Source organism: Nocardioides ginsengisegetis, assembly GCF_014138045.1.
Taxonomy (GTDB): domain Bacteria; phylum Actinomycetota; class Actinomycetes; order Propionibacteriales; family Nocardioidaceae; genus Nocardioides; species Nocardioides ginsengisegetis.
On sequence record NZ_JACGXA010000001.1, the window covers coordinates 600,395 to 615,273 of the forward strand.

The following is a 14,879-nucleotide window of genomic DNA, read 5'->3' on the forward strand; positions in this document are numbered from 1 at the left end:
AATCAGTCCAGGGTGAAGTAGTCGGGACCGGAGTAGCGACCGGTCGTCATCTTGGTGCGCTGCATGAGCAGGTCGTTGAGCAGCGTGGAGGCGCCGAAGCGGAACCAGTCCGGGTCGAGCCAGTCCTGGCCCGCGACCTCGTTGACCATCACGAGGTACTTGATGGCGTCCTTGGTGGTGCGGATGCCGCCCGCGGGCTTGACGCCGATCATCTGCCCGGTCGCCTCGCGGAAGTCGCGAACGGCCTCGAGCATCACCAGCGTGACCGGGAGGGTCGCGGCGGGCTGCACCTTGCCGGTGGAGGTCTTGATGAAGTGGCCGCCGGCCATCATCGCGAGCCAGCTGGCGCGGCGTACGTTGTCGTAGGTCTGGAGCTCACCGGTCTCGAAGATGACCTTGAGGTGCGCGTCTCCACAGGCCTCGCGGACCGCGACGATCTCGTCGAAGACGGCCTTGTAGCGGCCCGACAGGAACGCGCCGCGGTCGATGACCATGTCGATCTCGTCGGCGCCGGCCTCGACGGCGTCCTGCGTGTCCGCCAGCTTGATGTCCAGGGCCGCACGGCCGCTGGGGAAGGCGGTCGCGACCGCGGCGACGTTGACGCCGCTGGTGCCGAGGACCTCCTTGGCCGTGGCGACCATGTCGGGGTAGACGCAGACGGCGGCCGTCATGGGGCAGGACGGGTCGGCCGGGTCGGGGTGCATCGCCTTGGCGGCGAGCGCACGGACCTTGCCGTGGGTGTCCTGGCCCTCGAGGGTCGTCAGGTCGACCATGCGGATCGCGAGGTCGATCGCGTAGTCCTTGGCCGTCGTCTTGATCGAGCGGGTGCCGAGGGCCGCGGCGCGTGCCTCGGCGCCGACCTGGTCGACGCCCGGCAGACCGTGCAGGAAGCGACGCAGCGTGGCATCCGAACGCGTGATGTCCGAGAAGTCCGCCTGCGGCGCCGTTGCCGTGGGGGTGGGGGTGCTTGTCACCGGTCCAGCATAGGGTTGTCGCGACGAGGGACAGAATCCACCAGTCGGACACCCCGGCGATCGACGGAGATCACGCATGACGCAGCACGAGGTCGAGAAGTTCGCCGCCACGAGTGGACGGATCCTCGGCGTGATCGCCCTCGTGGGCGTGCTCGCGATCGTCGTGATCGGCATCGTGGACCGTGACCACGGCTTCCCCGCGGCGGTCGTGACGGGCGCGCTCGTCTTCGGCGTGCTGGTGTGGGCCGCGATGCTCCGGCCCCGGGTGTGGGCGACCCCTGAGGCGCTGGTTCTGCGCAACATGCTCGACACCGTGTCGATCCCGCTCGCCGCCATCGACACCGTCGTCGTGCGCCAGGTCCTGGCGGTGGGCGTCGGCGACTCGCGCTACGTCTCGTCGGCCATCGGTCACTCATGGCGGCAGACGATCAAGTCCAACCGGTCCAGCGAGCGGCCCAGCGCCACCGAGTCCTACCCCGTCTTCGTGGAGGACCGGATCACCCGGCTCGTCGAGGATGCCCGGGCCCGCCACGGCATCCAGCGCTTCACGCCCGAGCAGGCCGCGCTCGCCGACGACGTCCACCGGGCGCTCGCCTGGCCGGAGATCGGCGTGCTCGTCGGCAGCCTGGTCGCCTTCGTGGCGACCCTCGTGGCCTGAGCGGTCGCGCTCAGATCCCGGCGGCGGCCTTGATGTCCCCGCGCAGGGCGTCGAGCCGGCCGACCGCGGCGAAGCGGGCGGCCTCGACCCCGTCGTCGGGGTTCACGGTGATGACCACCTCGAGGTAGCACTTCAGCTTGGGCTCGGTGCCGCTCGGCCGCACGATCACGCGCGCACCCTCGGCCAGGTGGTAGCGCAGGCCCTCGGTCGGCGGGAGGTCCGCCGAGCCGAGGGAGAGGTCGTCGACGCGCTCGACCGCGAGGCCCCCGAGCCGGGTCGGGGGAGTGCTGCGCAGCCGGTCCATGGCCGCGGCGATCTCGCCGAGGTCGGTGACTCGGACCGAGAGCTGGTCGGTGGCGTGCAGGCCGTGCTCGGCGGCGATGTCGTCGAGCAGGTCGAGCAGCGTGCGACCCTCGGCCTTGGCGCCGGCGGCCATCTCGCAGAGCAGCAGCAGCGCTGAGACGCCGTCCTTGTCCTTCACGTGCTCGGGGTCGCAGCAGTAGCCGAGCGCCTCCTCGTAGCCGAACGCGAGTCCGTCGACGCGGCCGATCCACTTGAAGCCGGTCAGCGTCTCGGCGTAGGGCTGTCCGGCCGCGGTGGCCATCTTGCCGAGCAGCGAGGAGGACACGATCGAGGTCGCGTAGGTGCCCTTCCGGCCGGAGCGGAGCAGGTGGTGGGCGAGCAGCGCACCGACCTCGTCGCCGCGCAGCATCCGCCACCCGTGCGGGCCGGGGACGGCGGCGGCGCAGCGGTCGGCGTCGGGGTCGTTGGCCACGACCAGGTCGGCCCCCTGGCGCTCGGCCAGCGCCATGGCGAGGTCCATCGCGCCCGGCTCCTCGGGGTTGGGGAACGCGACGGTCGGGAAGTCGGGGTCTGGGTGCTCCTGCTGCTCGACCACGCTCGGCGCGTCGAAGCCGGCGGTCTCGAGGACCTGGACGACCGAGGTGCCGCCCACGCCGTGCAGCGGGGTGTAGACGATCTCGAGGTCGCGCGGTCCGTCGCCGGCCAGCTCGGCGGCGGTGTCGAGGTAGCGGTCGACGATCTCGTCGCCCAGGACGGTGCCCGGGGCGCCGCGCGGGATGTCGGCGAGCGCCCCCACGGCCGCGATGCGGTCGGCGATGGCGGAGTCGGCGGGCGGCACGATCTGGGAGCCGTCGCCCAGGTAGACCTTGTAGCCGTTGTCCTGGGGTGGGTTGTGGCTCGCGGTGACCATGACGCCGGCGACGCAGCCGAGCTCGCGGATCGCGTAGGCGAGGATCGGGGTCGGCAGCGGGCGCGGCAGGACGTGGGCCCGGAAGCCCGCGCCGGTCATCACCTCGGCCGTGTCACGGGCGAAGACGTCGGAGTTGTGGCGGGCGTCGTACCCGATCACGACCGAGGGCTCGCGACCCTGGCCGGGCTCGCGGTCCTGGTCGCGGAGGTACGCCGCGAGGCCGGCCGCGGCGCGCAGCACGACGCTGCGGTTCATCCGGTTGGGACCGGCGCCGAGGGCGCCGCGCAGGCCGGCGGTGCCGAACTCGAGGGTGCCGTCGAAGCGGTCGGCGAGGTCGGCCGGGTCGCCGCCGGCCTCGACGTCGGCGATGACCCGCTCCAGCTCGGCGCGGGTGTGGCCGTCGGGGTCCTCGGCGGCCCAGGCGCGGGCACGGTCGAGCAGGACGTCGTTGTCCGGAGAGGTCATGGGGCGCACGCTACTGGGTGCGCCGGCCCTCGGAGGAAACCGCCGGCAGGGGCCCGCCATGATGGGGGAGTGAGCCCGTCGTACTCCTTCCGCGGCACCTGGACCGTGGCCGCCGATCCCGACCGCGTGCGCGACGTGCTGCTCGACCTCGAGCGCTACCCCGAGTGGTGGCCGCAGGTCCGGGCCGTGGCGAGCCTGGGCCCCGACGACGCGCGGGTGCTGTGCCGCTCGGCGCTGCCCTACACCCTCGACCTGGTGCTGCACGCCGTGCACCGCGAGCCGCGGCACCTGGAGATCGAGACGTCCGGGGACCTCACGGGCCGGGTGCGCTGGCTGCTGACGCCGATCGAGGGCGGCACCCGGATGGACTTCGAGCAGGACGTCCGCGTCGCGGGGCGCTGGCTGGGGATGGCGTCGCGGGTCGGGCGGCCGCTGCTCGCCTGGAACCACGATCGGATGATGGCCGGCTGCCTCGACGGCCTGCGGGACCGGCTGGCCGGCTGATCCGTCAGGCCACGCAGAACTCGTTGCCCTCGGGGTCCAGCATGGTGACGCCGTAGTGGTCGACGCCCTCGGGAGCCCTCGAGGTCCGTGCTGCGGTTGCGGACCCGGGCGCCGCGGCCGACGAGCTCGGCGACCTTGGCCTCGACGATCACCCGGCGCCGCTCGAGGGAGAGCGTCCGGTCCCGGCCGGTGGGGAAGATGTCGAGATGGAGGCGGTTCTTGCCGGCCTTCTCCTCCGGCACGATCTGGAACCAGATCCGCGGCCCAGCGCCCGTCGGGTCCCAGATCCGGTCGGACCAGTCGCTGTCGGGCAGCTCGTCGTCCGGGACCCCGAGGGAGAGGTAGTAGGCCTTCCAGGACGCATGGGGCTCGGGCGGGGGCTGCACCTCGTAGCCCAGCACCGGCGCCCAGAACTGCACCATGCGGGCGGGGTCGTTCGCGTCGATCGTCAGCTGCCAGTCCACCATGGCGGCAGGCTAGTGGGCGGTGGGGACGGTCAGTCCCGAGCGACGTCCGGCATGTTCTCGCCGGTGTAGTCGACCTCGGCGTTGGCGGGCCGGTTGGCGGGGTCGAGCCGGCGTTCGCGCTCGGCCTCGATCTCGGCGATCTCCTCCTCCGAGGGCTGGATCCGGCGGAACGCCGCACCCGGGTCGGAGCTGCCGGCGGCGCCCTCGACGTCCTCGCCCGCGTTGAGCTCCTTGAACTCCTCGACGGTCGGCAGCGTCTTGCCGGTGTTGTCCACCTCGGCGTTCTCCGGCCGGTTGGCGGGGTCGAGGCGGCGTTCGCGCTCGGCCTGGATGTCGGCCGGCACGGCTCCGTCGGTGCGCCCGTCGGGCTCGGGGGACTCGTCGTACGTGGCCATGGCGACCTTCCTCTCGCGGTTGCGTACCCCGGGCCCGTAACCGGTCGGGCCCGGGGCATGCATGCCGACCGGGTCAGGAGTCGATGTGGCTCATGTCGCCGTAGCGGTCGCCGGCGACGGCGTCGCGCGGCACGGCGGCCTCGAGCGCCGCGAGGTCGGCGGGGCTGAGGTCGACGTCGGTGGCGCCGACGTTCTCCTCGAGGTAGGCGACCCGCTTGGTGCCCGGGATCGGCGCCACGTCGTCGCCCTGGGCGAGCACCCACGCGAGGGCCAGCTGGCCCGGCGTGCAGCCGTGGGCGGCGGCGAGCTCGCGGACCTTGTCGACCAGCGCCAGGTTGGCGTCGAGGTTGTCGCCCGCGAACCGCGGGAAGTACGCCGAACGCCGGAAGTCGCCCTCGCCGACGGCGCCGGACTCCTTGGTGATCGCGCCGGTGAGCATCCCGCGACCGAGCGGGGAGTAGGGGACCAGGCCGATGCCGAGCTCGCGCACGGTCGGGAGGATCTCGTCCTCGAGGTCGCGGGTGAAGAGGGAGTACTCCGTCTGCAGGGCGGTGATGGGGTGCGTCGCGTGCGCCTTGCGGATGTTGGCCGGCGAGGCCTCGGACAGGCCGAGGTGGCGGACCTTGCCGGCCTCGACCAGCTCCGCCATGGCGCCGACCGTCTCCTCGATCGGGACGGACTGGTCGACGCGGTGCTGGTAGTAGAGGTCGATGTGGTCGACGCCGAGGCGCTGCAGGGAGGCGTCGCAGGCGGCCCGGACGTACTCCGGCTTGCCGTTGATGCCGACGCGGGTGCCGTCGGGGAGCCGCTCGTTGCCGAACTTCGTGGCGAGCTGGACCTCGTCGCGGCGGCCCCGGATGGCCTTGCCGACGAGCTGCTCGTTGGTGAAGGGGCCGTACATGTCGGCGGTGTCGAGGAAGGTCACGCCGAGGTCGAGCGCGCGGTGGATGGTCGCGATCCCGGTGGCCTCGTCACCGGTGCCGTAGAACTCCGACATGCCCATGCAGCCGAGGCCGAGGGTCGAGACGGTGAGGGGCGAGGCGGTGCCGAGAGTGCGCTGCTGGAGAGACGTCTGCTGGGTCATGCCCCCACTCAAACGCTTGGAGTGCGCTCCAGGTCAAGCCCCGTCTCGATCTTGTCGACGTAGATGCCGATCTTGCGGTCGATCGCGCCCAGGTGCTCCTGGACCTCGGCCAGCTGCGCGAGGACGTGCTGCCGGTGGGCGCGGAGCAGGTCGAGCCGCGCCTGCTCGTTGCCGTCGCCCTGCCGGACCAGGTCTGCGTAGCGGCGTACGTCGCGGATGGGCATGCCCGTGCCGCGCAGGCAGGTGAGCAGGTTGATCCAGCGCAGGTCGCCGTCGGTGTAGCGGCGGTGGCCCGTCGCGGAGCGCCCGACCGGGCGCAGCATCAGGCCGTCGCGTTCGTAGTAGCGCAGCGTGTCGGGCGTCAGGTCGCTGACCTGCGCCGCCTCGGCGATGGAGTAGCTCACGACCCCAGTGTCAGGGTTGGAGTGCACTCCAGGTCAAGACCGGTCGAACGCCGGCCGGTAGAACGTCTCGGTCGCGAACGCTCCGCCGACGTGCGCGGCCTCGCTCGCGTCCTCGTCGCGGGCCGCGATCCGGTCGGCCCAGTTCTCGGCGTCGTCCTGCGGCTCGTAGCCCAGCGCCCGACCGGGCTCGAGGTCCCACCAGGCGCGGGTGTTGGCGGAGATGCCGTAGAGCACCGCGAAGCCGGGGCTGGTGGCCGTCAGCGACGCCTCGACCATCCGCACGCAGTCGTCGTGGGAGAGCCACGTCGACAGGTTGCGGACCGTCTCCGGCTCGGGCAGGAAGGAGCCGATCCGGCAGGAGACCGCGTCGATGCCGTAGCGGTCGGCGTACAGGCTCATGACGGCCTCGGCCGCGACCTTGCCGACGCCGTAGAACGTGTCTGGCCGCGGGCGCTCGGCGGTGGTGAGCAGGTCGGTGCGCGGGGTCCGGCCGACGGCGTGGTTGGAGCCGGCGTACACGAGACGGGTCACGCCGTGCTCGACCATCGCGTCGAGGAGCGCCGCCGTGGTGACGGTGTGCGACCGCAGCGACTCGGCGAGGCTGCCCTCGCCGGGGTAGCCGGCCAGGTGCACGACGGCGTCGACGCGCTCCTCGGCGAAGACCGCGGCCACCGCGTCGGGGTCGGCGCAGTCGATGAGGTGCCACGGGCCGACGTACCCGTCGGGGGCGGGCACCCGGTCCAGGCCGACGACCTCGTGGCCGCGGTCGGTCAGGCCGTCGGTGAGGACGGTGCCGATGGACCCGGCGGCGCCGGTCACCAGGAGGCGCATCAGATCTGCGGGACGATCTGGCCGAGCAGGTCGCCCATGCGGGAGGCGGCGGCCTTGCCGGCCTCGAGGACCTCCTCGTGGTTGAGGGGCTCGCCGCTCATGCCGGCCGCGAGGTTGGTGACCAGGCTGATGCCGAGCACCTCCATGCCGGACTGGCGGGCCGCGATCGCCTCGAGGGTGGTGCTCATGCCGGCGAGGTCGCCGCCGATGTTGCGGACCATCCTGATCTCCGCCGGGGTCTCGTAGTGAGGGCCGGGGAACTGCACGTAGACGCCCTCGTCGAGCGACGGGTCGACCTGCTGGCACAGCGCGCGCAGGCGCGGCGAGTAGAGGTCGGTCAGGTCGACGAAGTTGGCGCCCTCGATCGGGGAGGTCGCGGTCAGGTTGATGTGGTCGCTGATCAGGACCGGGGTGCCGGGCGTCCAGGTCTCCTTGAGGCCGCCGCAGCCGTTGGTCAGCACGATCGCGCGGCAGCCGGCCGCGGCCGCGGTGCGGACCGGGTGGACGACGGCGCGGACGCCCTTGCCCTCGTAGAAGTGGGTGCGGCTCAGGAAGACCAGCAGGTTCTTGTCGCCCGAGCGGATCGAGCGGATCTTGCCCGAGTGGCCGGCCACGGCGGCCGCGTTGAAGCCGGGCAGGTCGGTCGTGTCGATCTCCGCGGTCGCCTCGCCCAGCGCGTCGACGGCCGGGAGCCAGCCCGACCCCAGGACGAGGGCCACGTCGTGGCTCTCCACACCGGTCAGCTCGGCGAGGCGGGCGGCGGCCTGCTGGGCCAGCTCGAAGGGATCCGTGGTCTGGGTCGCGATCGTCACGTCGGCCGACTCTAGTGGGCACGCGGCGTACTGCCGAGTCGGCGCAACTGCCGGCGTTGGAGACGTCGAGTCGGAGCAACTTCCGGGATCTCGGTGCAGGATCGGGACATGATCGATCACTTCGGCATCAACTGCTCCGACCTCGCCCGGTCGGCCGCGTTCTACGACGACGTGCTCGGCGTCCTGGGCTACCGACGCGTCCTCGACTTCGGCGTGGCCATCGGGTACGGCGACGAGGCGCCCGACTTCTGGATCAGCGCCCAGCCCGACGAGGGCCCTGCCTCGGGACCCAACCGCGAGATCCATGTCGGCTTCCGGGCCAAGGACGCGGAGGCCGTGCGCGAGTTCTTCGCCCACGCCGTCGCCCAGGGGGCCGAGGTGCTCCACGAGCCGCGCCTGTGGCCGGAGTACCACGAGGGGTACTTCGGTGCGTTCGTGCGCGATCCCGACGGCAACAACGTGGAGGCCGTCTGCCACACGGGGGAGTAGCCGGGCGGGCGGTGGTCGGGATCGCCGGTCCACCGGTGATCCCGGACGTTCTGGAGGGTTGCAACCCTCCAGAACGTCCTGCAAACCTCCAGAACCCGGCCACCGCGAGCGGTTCTCCACAGGGTCGAGACGTCGCTGGTTCGGCGGTCCGCCGGCCGGGGATCAGATCCTCATGATGCGACCACCCACTGCACCCGAGAAGTTCCGCGTGACCTTGCGTCGTGACTTCCTGGCGGACGGATGGAACGACAAGGCAATCGCCCGGGCCGTCCGTGAGGGCGCGCTGACACGGGTACGGCGCGGGGCCTACGCCGACGCCGCCCTGTGCCACTCGCTCGACCCGGTCGGGCGGCACGCCCTGGTCGCCCGCGCGGTGCTCAGGCAGGCCGAGACGGACGTGCTCCTCTCCCACTCCTCGGCCCTGCCGGAGTACGACGTGCCTGTCTGGAACATCGATCTGTCGACGGTGCACGTCACCCGGCGCGATCGCCGTTCGGGACGCCGGGAGCGCGGCGTCTGCCAGCACGCGGGACTCCTCCTGCCTGAAGACATCGTCGAGCGCAACGGCGTACCCGTGACCAGCCCGTGCAGGACGGTGCTCGACCTGACGACCGTGGCCGGGGCGGAGGAGTGTCTCGTCGTCGCCACACACCTCGTGCGTGCCGGCGAGACGAGCGTCGACGAGCTGCGGGGCCGCTACGAACGCGGCATGGAGATGTGGCCCCGAACGCTCCGCACCGACCTCGTGCTGCGGCTGATCGACGACCGGCTCGAGTCTCCTGGTGAGGTGCGTGCGTGGTACGCGATGTTCCGGCACGGCGTGCCGGCACCGGTGCCGCAGTACGAGATCCGCGACGGGGGACGTGTCGTCGCCCGGGTCGACTTCGCCTGGCCGGACCTCGGAGTGTTCCTGGAGTTCGATGGTCTGGTGAAGTACCAGGGCGGGGCGGATGGCCAGGACCCGTCGGGCGTCGTGGTCCGCGAGAAGCTCCGGGAAGACCGGATCCGGGAGCTGACGGGCTGGCGCTGCATCCGCATCACGTGGGCGGACCTTCAGGACCCCGAGCGTCTCGCCGCCCGCATCCTTCGGGCGCTCTACCCGGCTGCCGCTTGAGCCACATGAGTCACAGCGACCGGGCACTCCTGTACGTAATGGAGGGTTGCAACCCTCGGGAACGTCCGGGATCGCCGGTCCACCGGTGATCCCGACCGGTGGCCGGCCCGCCCTACAGGCCGGTCGAGCGACAGGGGCGCCGGCGCAGGGCGGCGACGTAGTCGGCCGGGGCGTCGGCGGCCTCGGCGGCGTCGGCGAGGACCCCGAGGTACGACGCGGAGGGCAGGCCGCCCTCGTAGGCGTCGAGGACGTAGGTCCAGACCACGATCTCGCCGGCCAGGGTCGAGACGCGGACCTTGGTCTTGCGGTAGAGCCCGAGGTCGGCGGCCTCCCAGCCGTCGAGCTGGGACTCGTCCTCGCGGGTGACGTCGTAGACCGCGACGAAGACCTGGTCGAAGGGGTCCTGGACGATGGTGGACAGGGCGCCGTCCCAGCCGTGCTCCTCGCCCCCGAACGTGAGCCGCCAGCCCTCCAGCCACCCCGTCGTCTGGAGCGGGGAGTGGGGGCAGCGCTCGCCCATCCGGGTGGGATCGAGGTTGGTCCCGTAGGCCGCGTACAGCGTCACGTGACCGAACGTTAGTCCCTGCCTTGGAGCAGGGTGGCCGCAACTCATAGGCTGATGGGCGTGACCCACTTCAACGTTCTCGTCCTTGGTGCCGGCCCCGGTGGATACGTGGCGGCCATCCGCGCAGCCCAGCTCGGCCAGTCCGTGGCCGTGATCGAGGAGAAGTACTGGGGTGGTGTCTGCCTCAACGTCGGGTGCATCCCGTCCAAGGCGCTGCTCAAGAACGCCGAGCTCGCCCACGTCCTGACCCACGAGAAGGACAAGTACGGCATCGAGGGCGACGCCTCCATGTCGTTCGGCCCGACGCACAAGCGCAGCCGTCAGGTGTCCGCCGGCATCGTCAAGGGCGTCCACTTCCTGATGAAGAAGAACAAGATCACCGAGATCGACGGCTGGGGCACGATGCACGGCGCCGTCGACGGCAAGCAGACCGTCGAGGTCCAGGACAAGGACGGCAAGACGACGTCCTACACCTGCGACAACCTGATCGTCGCCGCGGGCGCGAAGGTCCGGATGCTGCCCGGGATGAGCGCCAGCAAGAACGTCGTCACCTACGAGGAGCAGATCCTCGACGAGAACCTCCCCGGCTCGATCATCATCGGCGGCTCGGGCGCGATCGGCGTCGAGTTCGCCTACGTCATGAAGAACTTCGGCGTCGACGTGACGATCGTGGAGTTCCTCGACCGGATGGTCCCCACCGAGGACGCCGACGTGTCCAAGGAGCTGCTCAAGCACTACAAGAAGCTCGGCGTGAAGGTGCTGCTCTCGACCAAGGTCGAGAACGTCGAGGACACCGGCTCCGGCGTCAAGGTCACCGTGAGCAAGGACGGCAAGGAGGAGGTCCTCGAGGCCGACAAGATGCTGGCCGCCTTCGGCTTCGCCCCGCGGGTCGAGGGCTACGGCCTCGACAAGGCCGGCGTCGAGCTCACCGACCGCGGCGCCATCGCGGTCGACGCCCGCGGCCGCACCAACGTCGAGGGCGTCTACGCCATCGGCGACGTCACGGGCAAGATGATGCTGGCCCACGCCGCCGAGGCCATGGGCATCGTCGCGGCCGAGACGATCGCCGGCGCCGAGACGCAGGAGATCAACTTCGACATGATCCCGCGCGCCACCTACTGCCAGCCGCAGATCGGCTCCTTCGGCTACTCCGAGGCCCAGGCCAAGGAGAAGGGGTACGACGTCAAGACCGCGACCTTCCCGTTCTCGGCCAACGGCAAGGCGCAGGGGCTCGGCGACACCGCCGGCTTCGTCAAGATCGTGGCCGACGCGGAGTACAACGAGATCATCGGCGCCCACCTGATCGGCCCCGACGTCACCGAGCTGCTCCCGGCCCTGACGCTGGCGCAGCAGTGGGACCTGACGGCTGACGAGGTGGCGCGCAACATCTTCGCGCACCCGACCCTGGGTGAGTCCGTCAAGGAAGCCATCCACGGCATCGCCGGCCACATGATCAACTTCTGATGGGCCACACCAGCGACGAGCACGTCGTCATCGTCGGCGGCGGCCCGGGCGGCTACGAGTCCGCCCTGGTCGCGGCCCAGCTCGGCGCGCACGTCACGGTCGTCGACACCGACGGGCTCGGCGGCTCGGCCGTCCTCACCGACTGCGTGCCCAGCAAGACCCTGATCGCCACGGCCGAGCTGATGACCGACGTCTCGGCCGCCGCCGAGCTCGGGGTCAACTTCGAGGACCACGAGGGCGACGCGGCCACCACGATCCGCGTCGACCTGGCTCGCGTGAACGCCCGGGTCAAGAAGCTCGCCGCCGACCAGTCCGACGACATCGCGCGTCGCCTGGCGAAGGAGGGGGTCGAGGTCGTCCAGGGCCGCGGCCGCCTCGACGGGCCCGGCCGGGTCATCGCGACGAGGGTCGACGGCACCGAGCAGAGCCTCGACGCCGACGCGATCCTGGTCGCGACCGGTGCCGCGCCGCGCACCCTGCCCACCGCCCAGCCCGACGGCGAGCGGATCCTGACCTGGGAGCAGGTCTACGACCTCACCGAGGTGCCGACGTCGCTGATCGTGGTCGGCTCGGGCGTCACGGGTGCGGAGTTCGCCAGCGCCTACCTCGCCCTCGGCATCGACGTCACCCTCGTCTCCTCGCGCGACCGCGTGCTGCCCGGCGAGGACGCCGACGCCGCCGCCGTGCTGGAGGAGGTGCTCAAGCGTCGCGGCATGAACGTGCTCTCCAAGTCGCGCATGGAGTCGGTGACCCGCGACGGCGACGTCGTGACGGTCGCCCTGACCGACGGCCGCACCGTCCAGGGATCGCACTGCATCCTCGCCCTGGGCTCGATCCCGAACACTGCGGACCTCGGCCTCGAGGAGGCGGGCGTCGTCCTCAAGGACGGCGGCTTCGTCAACGTCGACCGGGTGTCCCGTACGTCGGCCCGCGGCGTCTACTCCGCCGGCGACTGCACCGGCGTGCTGATGCTCGCGAGCGTCGCCGCCATGCAGGGCCGGATCGCGATGTGGCACTTCCTCGGCGACACGGTGCACCCGCTGGACCTCAAGAAGGTCTCCTCCAACGTCTTCACCGCCCCCGAGATCGCGACGGTCGGCTGGTCGCAGCAGTCGGTCGACTCCGGCGAGATGGTGGCCGAGGTCGTGATGCTGCCGCTGTCGGGCAACCCGCGCGCCAAGATGCAGGGCGTCCGCGACGGCTTCGTCAAGCTGTTCTGCCGACCCGGCACCGGCATCGTCGTCGGGGGAGTGGTCGTCGGGCCGCGGGCCAGCGAGCTCATCCACCCGGTCTCGATCGCGGTGGCCGAGTCGCTGACGGCCGACCAGCTCGCCCAGGCGTTCACGGTGTACCCGTCGATGAGCGGGTCGGTGGCCGAGGCAGCCCGCCGCCTCCACCACGTCTGAGCCGCGCGCTCAGATCCCGAGGCCGCCGCCGGTCATCCCGGAGATGTTGTTGGAGGCGCGACGCGCGTCGACCTCCGCCATCAGGCCCGGCGGCACGCCCGTGACCGCCACGGAGGCGACCGCGGCGACGAAGAGCCCGCGCTCGTCGGTGGCGGCGTACCACGGCACGTAGCGGTCGCCGACCCGCACGAGGCGGACGTCGGGCTGCTCGCCGGCGCTCAGCCGGTTGGCGTCGAGCCGACAGACCGCGACCTCGCGCTCGACGCCGTGCGGCGGGGTCCAGGCCACGTCGGTGACGGCGGGGCCGTGCTGGGGGTTGAAGAAGCACGGCTCGCGGCGCTGCGGCAGCTCGGTGCCGTCGCGGCGGGCGAGCACGCAGGCCCGCGCGAACTGGCCGTCCTGGAGCAACGACGTCACGCGTACGACGTCCTGGGTCTCGGCCGCCTCGCGCAACGCGACCTTGGCCCGCTCGTAGGCGTCGAGGGCGTCCTGGTAGTCGCGGCGCATGTCGTCGTCGAGTTCCGTGGTCAACGTGTCGACGTGCAGCTCGGCGAGCTGCTCACCGAGGACCGTGACGTCCTCGTCGGCGAGCCTCCGGGCCTGCCGGAACTCCTCCATGATCGCGAGCCGGCGTTCCTTGCGGGCCGAGAGGAACCACACCATGCGCCCATCGTGCCCGATTGCCAAGCAGGCAAACGGCATGATCGGATCGACGCTCGCGTCCACTCTCGGGGGAGAACCACATGCCGCGCCGCCCACTCGTCCTGCTCACCACCACCCTGCTCCTGCTCGTCGGGGTCGCGCCCGCGCTCGCCGACGACCCGTGGACGGTGCCGAGCCCGGCCACGATCACGATCACCGGCGACGGCAGCGGCCACGGCAAGGGCCTGTCGCAGTACGGCGCCTACGGCGCGGCCCGGCAGGGACTGACCGCCCAGCAGATCCTCGACTTCTACTACCCCGGCACGCACGCCGGCTCGGCCGGCGGCACGATCACGGTCCTCATCAGCGGCGACCGCGACGCCGACCTGGTGGTCGAGGACCGCGACGGCCTTGAGGTGCGGGCGGTCCGGTCCGGCAAGGTCTTCGCCCTGACCGAGAAGGCCGCGCGGACGTGGCGGGTCAAGCAGACCGGCGGGAAGAGCCTCGTCGCCTACCGCGCGAGCGGGACCAGCCCCTGGCACACGGTGCGCACCATCAGCGGCGACGCCGAGCTCACCGCCGGGGGCAAGCCGGTGACGCTGCGCTCGCCGGTCGGCGCCCGGGCCTACCGCGGCGCCCTCCGCTCGACCCACCACGACGGCCGCCGGGTGACCGTCAACGTGCTGCCGCTGGAGGCCTACGTGCGCGGGGTGGTGCCCAGTGAGGTCGCGGCGTCGCGCTGGCCGCAGCAGGCGCTCCGGGCCCAGGCGGTCGCGGCACGCACCTACGCGGCGTACGAGCGTGCCCACACCGCCAACCCCGACTACGACCTGTGCGACACCGCGGCGTGCCAGGCCTACGGCGGCGCGACGGCGGAGTACCCCACCTCAGACGCCGCCGTCACCGCCACCGCGCACCGGGTGCTGACCTACCAGGGCGGGCTGGCCTTCGCGCAGTTCTCCGCCAGCAACGGTGGCTACACGGTGGCCGGGCAGTTCCCCTACCTGCCGGCGCAGCCCGACCCCTACGAGGGCACCTCGCCGGACTACTACGGCTGGACCGCGACCGTCACCGACGCGCAGATCGAGCAGGCCTACAACATCGAGCAGCTGACGGACCTCCAGATCAACACCCGCGACGGCAAGGGACCGCGGGGCGGCCGGGTCGAGACGGTGCTGCTGACCACGGCGAAAGGGGACACCTACTCCGTCACGGGGGAGAGCTTCCGCCGCAACCTCGGGCTGCGGTCCACCCTCTTCGAGATCACCGACGTCCAGCCGGGCTGAGAATTACAGATCAGTAGTTCTCCGGGAGGAATTGCGGCTCGCCGGACGGCCGTGGTGCGATTCATTGTTCACACCCGTCCCTGCCGTCACACACGCCACCGGAGCA

At 71.6% G+C, this 14,879-nt stretch carries 16 protein-coding genes and 1 pseudogene; 7 read left to right on the forward strand and 10 right to left on the reverse strand.

Annotated features, from left to right (window positions below):
- Nucleotides 1–2: 2 nt before the first annotated feature.
- Entirely contained in the window at nucleotides 3–974 is a 972-nt protein-coding gene (deoC, locus tag FB382_RS02850) for a deoxyribose-phosphate aldolase (RefSeq protein ID WP_343055461.1), read from the reverse strand.
- A gap of 76 nt (nucleotides 975–1,050) precedes the next feature.
- Here deoC and FB382_RS02855 point away from each other — a divergent pair, with 76 nt between their 5' ends.
- Nucleotides 1,051–1,632, forward strand: a complete 582-nt coding sequence (locus FB382_RS02855) for a hypothetical protein (protein ID WP_182536636.1) — start codon at nucleotides 1,051–1,053, stop codon at nucleotides 1,630–1,632.
- A 10-nt stretch (nucleotides 1,633–1,642) separates the two neighbouring features.
- On the opposite strand, the gene FB382_RS02860 is transcribed toward FB382_RS02855, so the two are convergent.
- On the reverse strand, nucleotides 1,643–3,310 hold the full coding sequence (locus FB382_RS02860) for a phospho-sugar mutase (protein ID WP_182536638.1): 1,668 nt from the start codon (nucleotides 3,308–3,310) through the stop codon (nucleotides 1,643–1,645).
- Between the two features lie 69 nt (nucleotides 3,311–3,379).
- Between FB382_RS02860 and FB382_RS02865 the strand changes: the two genes are divergently transcribed.
- Nucleotides 3,380–3,814 carry an SRPBCC family protein gene (locus tag FB382_RS02865; protein ID WP_182536640.1) on the forward strand — a complete coding sequence of 145 codons (435 nt, stop codon included), beginning with the start codon at nucleotides 3,380–3,382 and terminating at the stop codon, nucleotides 3,812–3,814.
- 140 nt (nucleotides 3,815–3,954) lie between these two features.
- Here FB382_RS02865 and FB382_RS23060 read toward each other — a convergent pair.
- The 6 genes and pseudogenes from FB382_RS23060 to FB382_RS02895 form a co-directional block, all read right to left on the reverse strand.
- A pseudogene (locus FB382_RS23060) lies at nucleotides 3,955–4,281 on the reverse strand (VOC family protein); the annotation flags it as partial.
- Between the two features lie 29 nt (nucleotides 4,282–4,310).
- On the reverse strand, nucleotides 4,311–4,676 hold the full coding sequence (locus FB382_RS02875) for a hypothetical protein (protein WP_182536642.1): 366 nt from the start codon (nucleotides 4,674–4,676) through the stop codon (nucleotides 4,311–4,313).
- 73 nt (nucleotides 4,677–4,749) lie between these two features.
- Complete coding sequence (locus FB382_RS02880) at nucleotides 4,750–5,760, reverse strand: aldo/keto reductase (RefSeq protein ID WP_182536644.1); 1,011 nt, start codon at nucleotides 5,758–5,760, stop codon at nucleotides 4,750–4,752.
- A gap of 8 nt (nucleotides 5,761–5,768) precedes the next feature.
- Complete coding sequence (locus tag FB382_RS02885) at nucleotides 5,769–6,164, reverse strand: MerR family transcriptional regulator (RefSeq protein ID WP_343055462.1); 396 nt, start codon at nucleotides 6,162–6,164, stop codon at nucleotides 5,769–5,771.
- A 33-nt stretch (nucleotides 6,165–6,197) separates the two neighbouring features.
- Nucleotides 6,198–6,995, reverse strand: a complete 798-nt coding sequence (locus FB382_RS02890; RefSeq protein ID WP_182536648.1) for an NAD-dependent epimerase/dehydratase family protein — start codon at nucleotides 6,993–6,995, stop codon at nucleotides 6,198–6,200.
- Complete coding sequence (locus tag FB382_RS02895) at nucleotides 6,995–7,801, reverse strand: purine-nucleoside phosphorylase (RefSeq protein WP_182541319.1); 807 nt, start codon at nucleotides 7,799–7,801, stop codon at nucleotides 6,995–6,997. Before FB382_RS02895 ends, FB382_RS02890 begins: the two co-directional genes overlap by 1 nt.
- A 114-nt stretch (nucleotides 7,802–7,915) precedes the next feature.
- Here FB382_RS02895 and FB382_RS02900 point away from each other — a divergent pair, with 114 nt between their 5' ends.
- Both FB382_RS02900 and FB382_RS02905 read left to right on the forward strand, forming a co-directional pair.
- Nucleotides 7,916–8,296, forward strand: a complete 381-nt coding sequence (locus tag FB382_RS02900; RefSeq protein WP_182536650.1) for a VOC family protein — start codon at nucleotides 7,916–7,918, stop codon at nucleotides 8,294–8,296.
- Nucleotides 8,297–8,504: 208 nt separating this feature from the next.
- Nucleotides 8,505–9,410 carry a type IV toxin-antitoxin system AbiEi family antitoxin domain-containing protein gene (locus tag FB382_RS02905; protein ID WP_182536652.1) on the forward strand — a complete coding sequence of 302 codons (906 nt, stop codon included), beginning with the start codon at nucleotides 8,505–8,507 and terminating at the stop codon, nucleotides 9,408–9,410.
- Nucleotides 9,411–9,522: 112 nt separating this feature from the next.
- Here FB382_RS02905 and FB382_RS02910 read toward each other — a convergent pair whose 3' ends face one another.
- Nucleotides 9,523–9,975, reverse strand: a complete 453-nt coding sequence (locus FB382_RS02910) for a gamma-glutamylcyclotransferase (protein WP_182536654.1) — start codon at nucleotides 9,973–9,975, stop codon at nucleotides 9,523–9,525.
- Between the two features lie 54 nt (nucleotides 9,976–10,029).
- On the opposite strand from FB382_RS02910, the gene lpdA reads away from it, so the two are divergent.
- Together lpdA and FB382_RS02920 are read left to right on the forward strand one after the other, a co-directional pair.
- Entirely contained in the window at nucleotides 10,030–11,439 is a 1,410-nt protein-coding gene (lpdA, locus tag FB382_RS02915; RefSeq protein WP_220481240.1) for a dihydrolipoyl dehydrogenase, read from the forward strand.
- Nucleotides 11,439–12,845, forward strand: coding sequence for an NAD(P)H-quinone dehydrogenase (locus tag FB382_RS02920; protein ID WP_182536658.1), 1,407 nt, complete (start codon nucleotides 11,439–11,441; stop codon nucleotides 12,843–12,845). The genes lpdA and FB382_RS02920 overlap by 1 nt, the downstream gene beginning before the upstream one ends.
- 9 nt (nucleotides 12,846–12,854) lie before the next feature.
- On the opposite strand, the gene FB382_RS02925 is transcribed toward FB382_RS02920, so the two are convergent.
- Nucleotides 12,855–13,508 (reverse strand): hypothetical protein, encoded by a 654-nt coding sequence (locus FB382_RS02925; protein ID WP_182536659.1) that lies wholly within the window; start codon nucleotides 13,506–13,508, stop codon nucleotides 12,855–12,857.
- A gap of 80 nt (nucleotides 13,509–13,588) precedes the next feature.
- Here FB382_RS02925 and FB382_RS02930 point away from each other — a divergent pair, with 80 nt between their 5' ends.
- Nucleotides 13,589–14,773, forward strand: coding sequence for a SpoIID/LytB domain-containing protein (locus FB382_RS02930; protein ID WP_182536661.1), 1,185 nt, complete (start codon nucleotides 13,589–13,591; stop codon nucleotides 14,771–14,773).
- Nucleotides 14,774–14,879 lie beyond the last annotated feature (106 nt).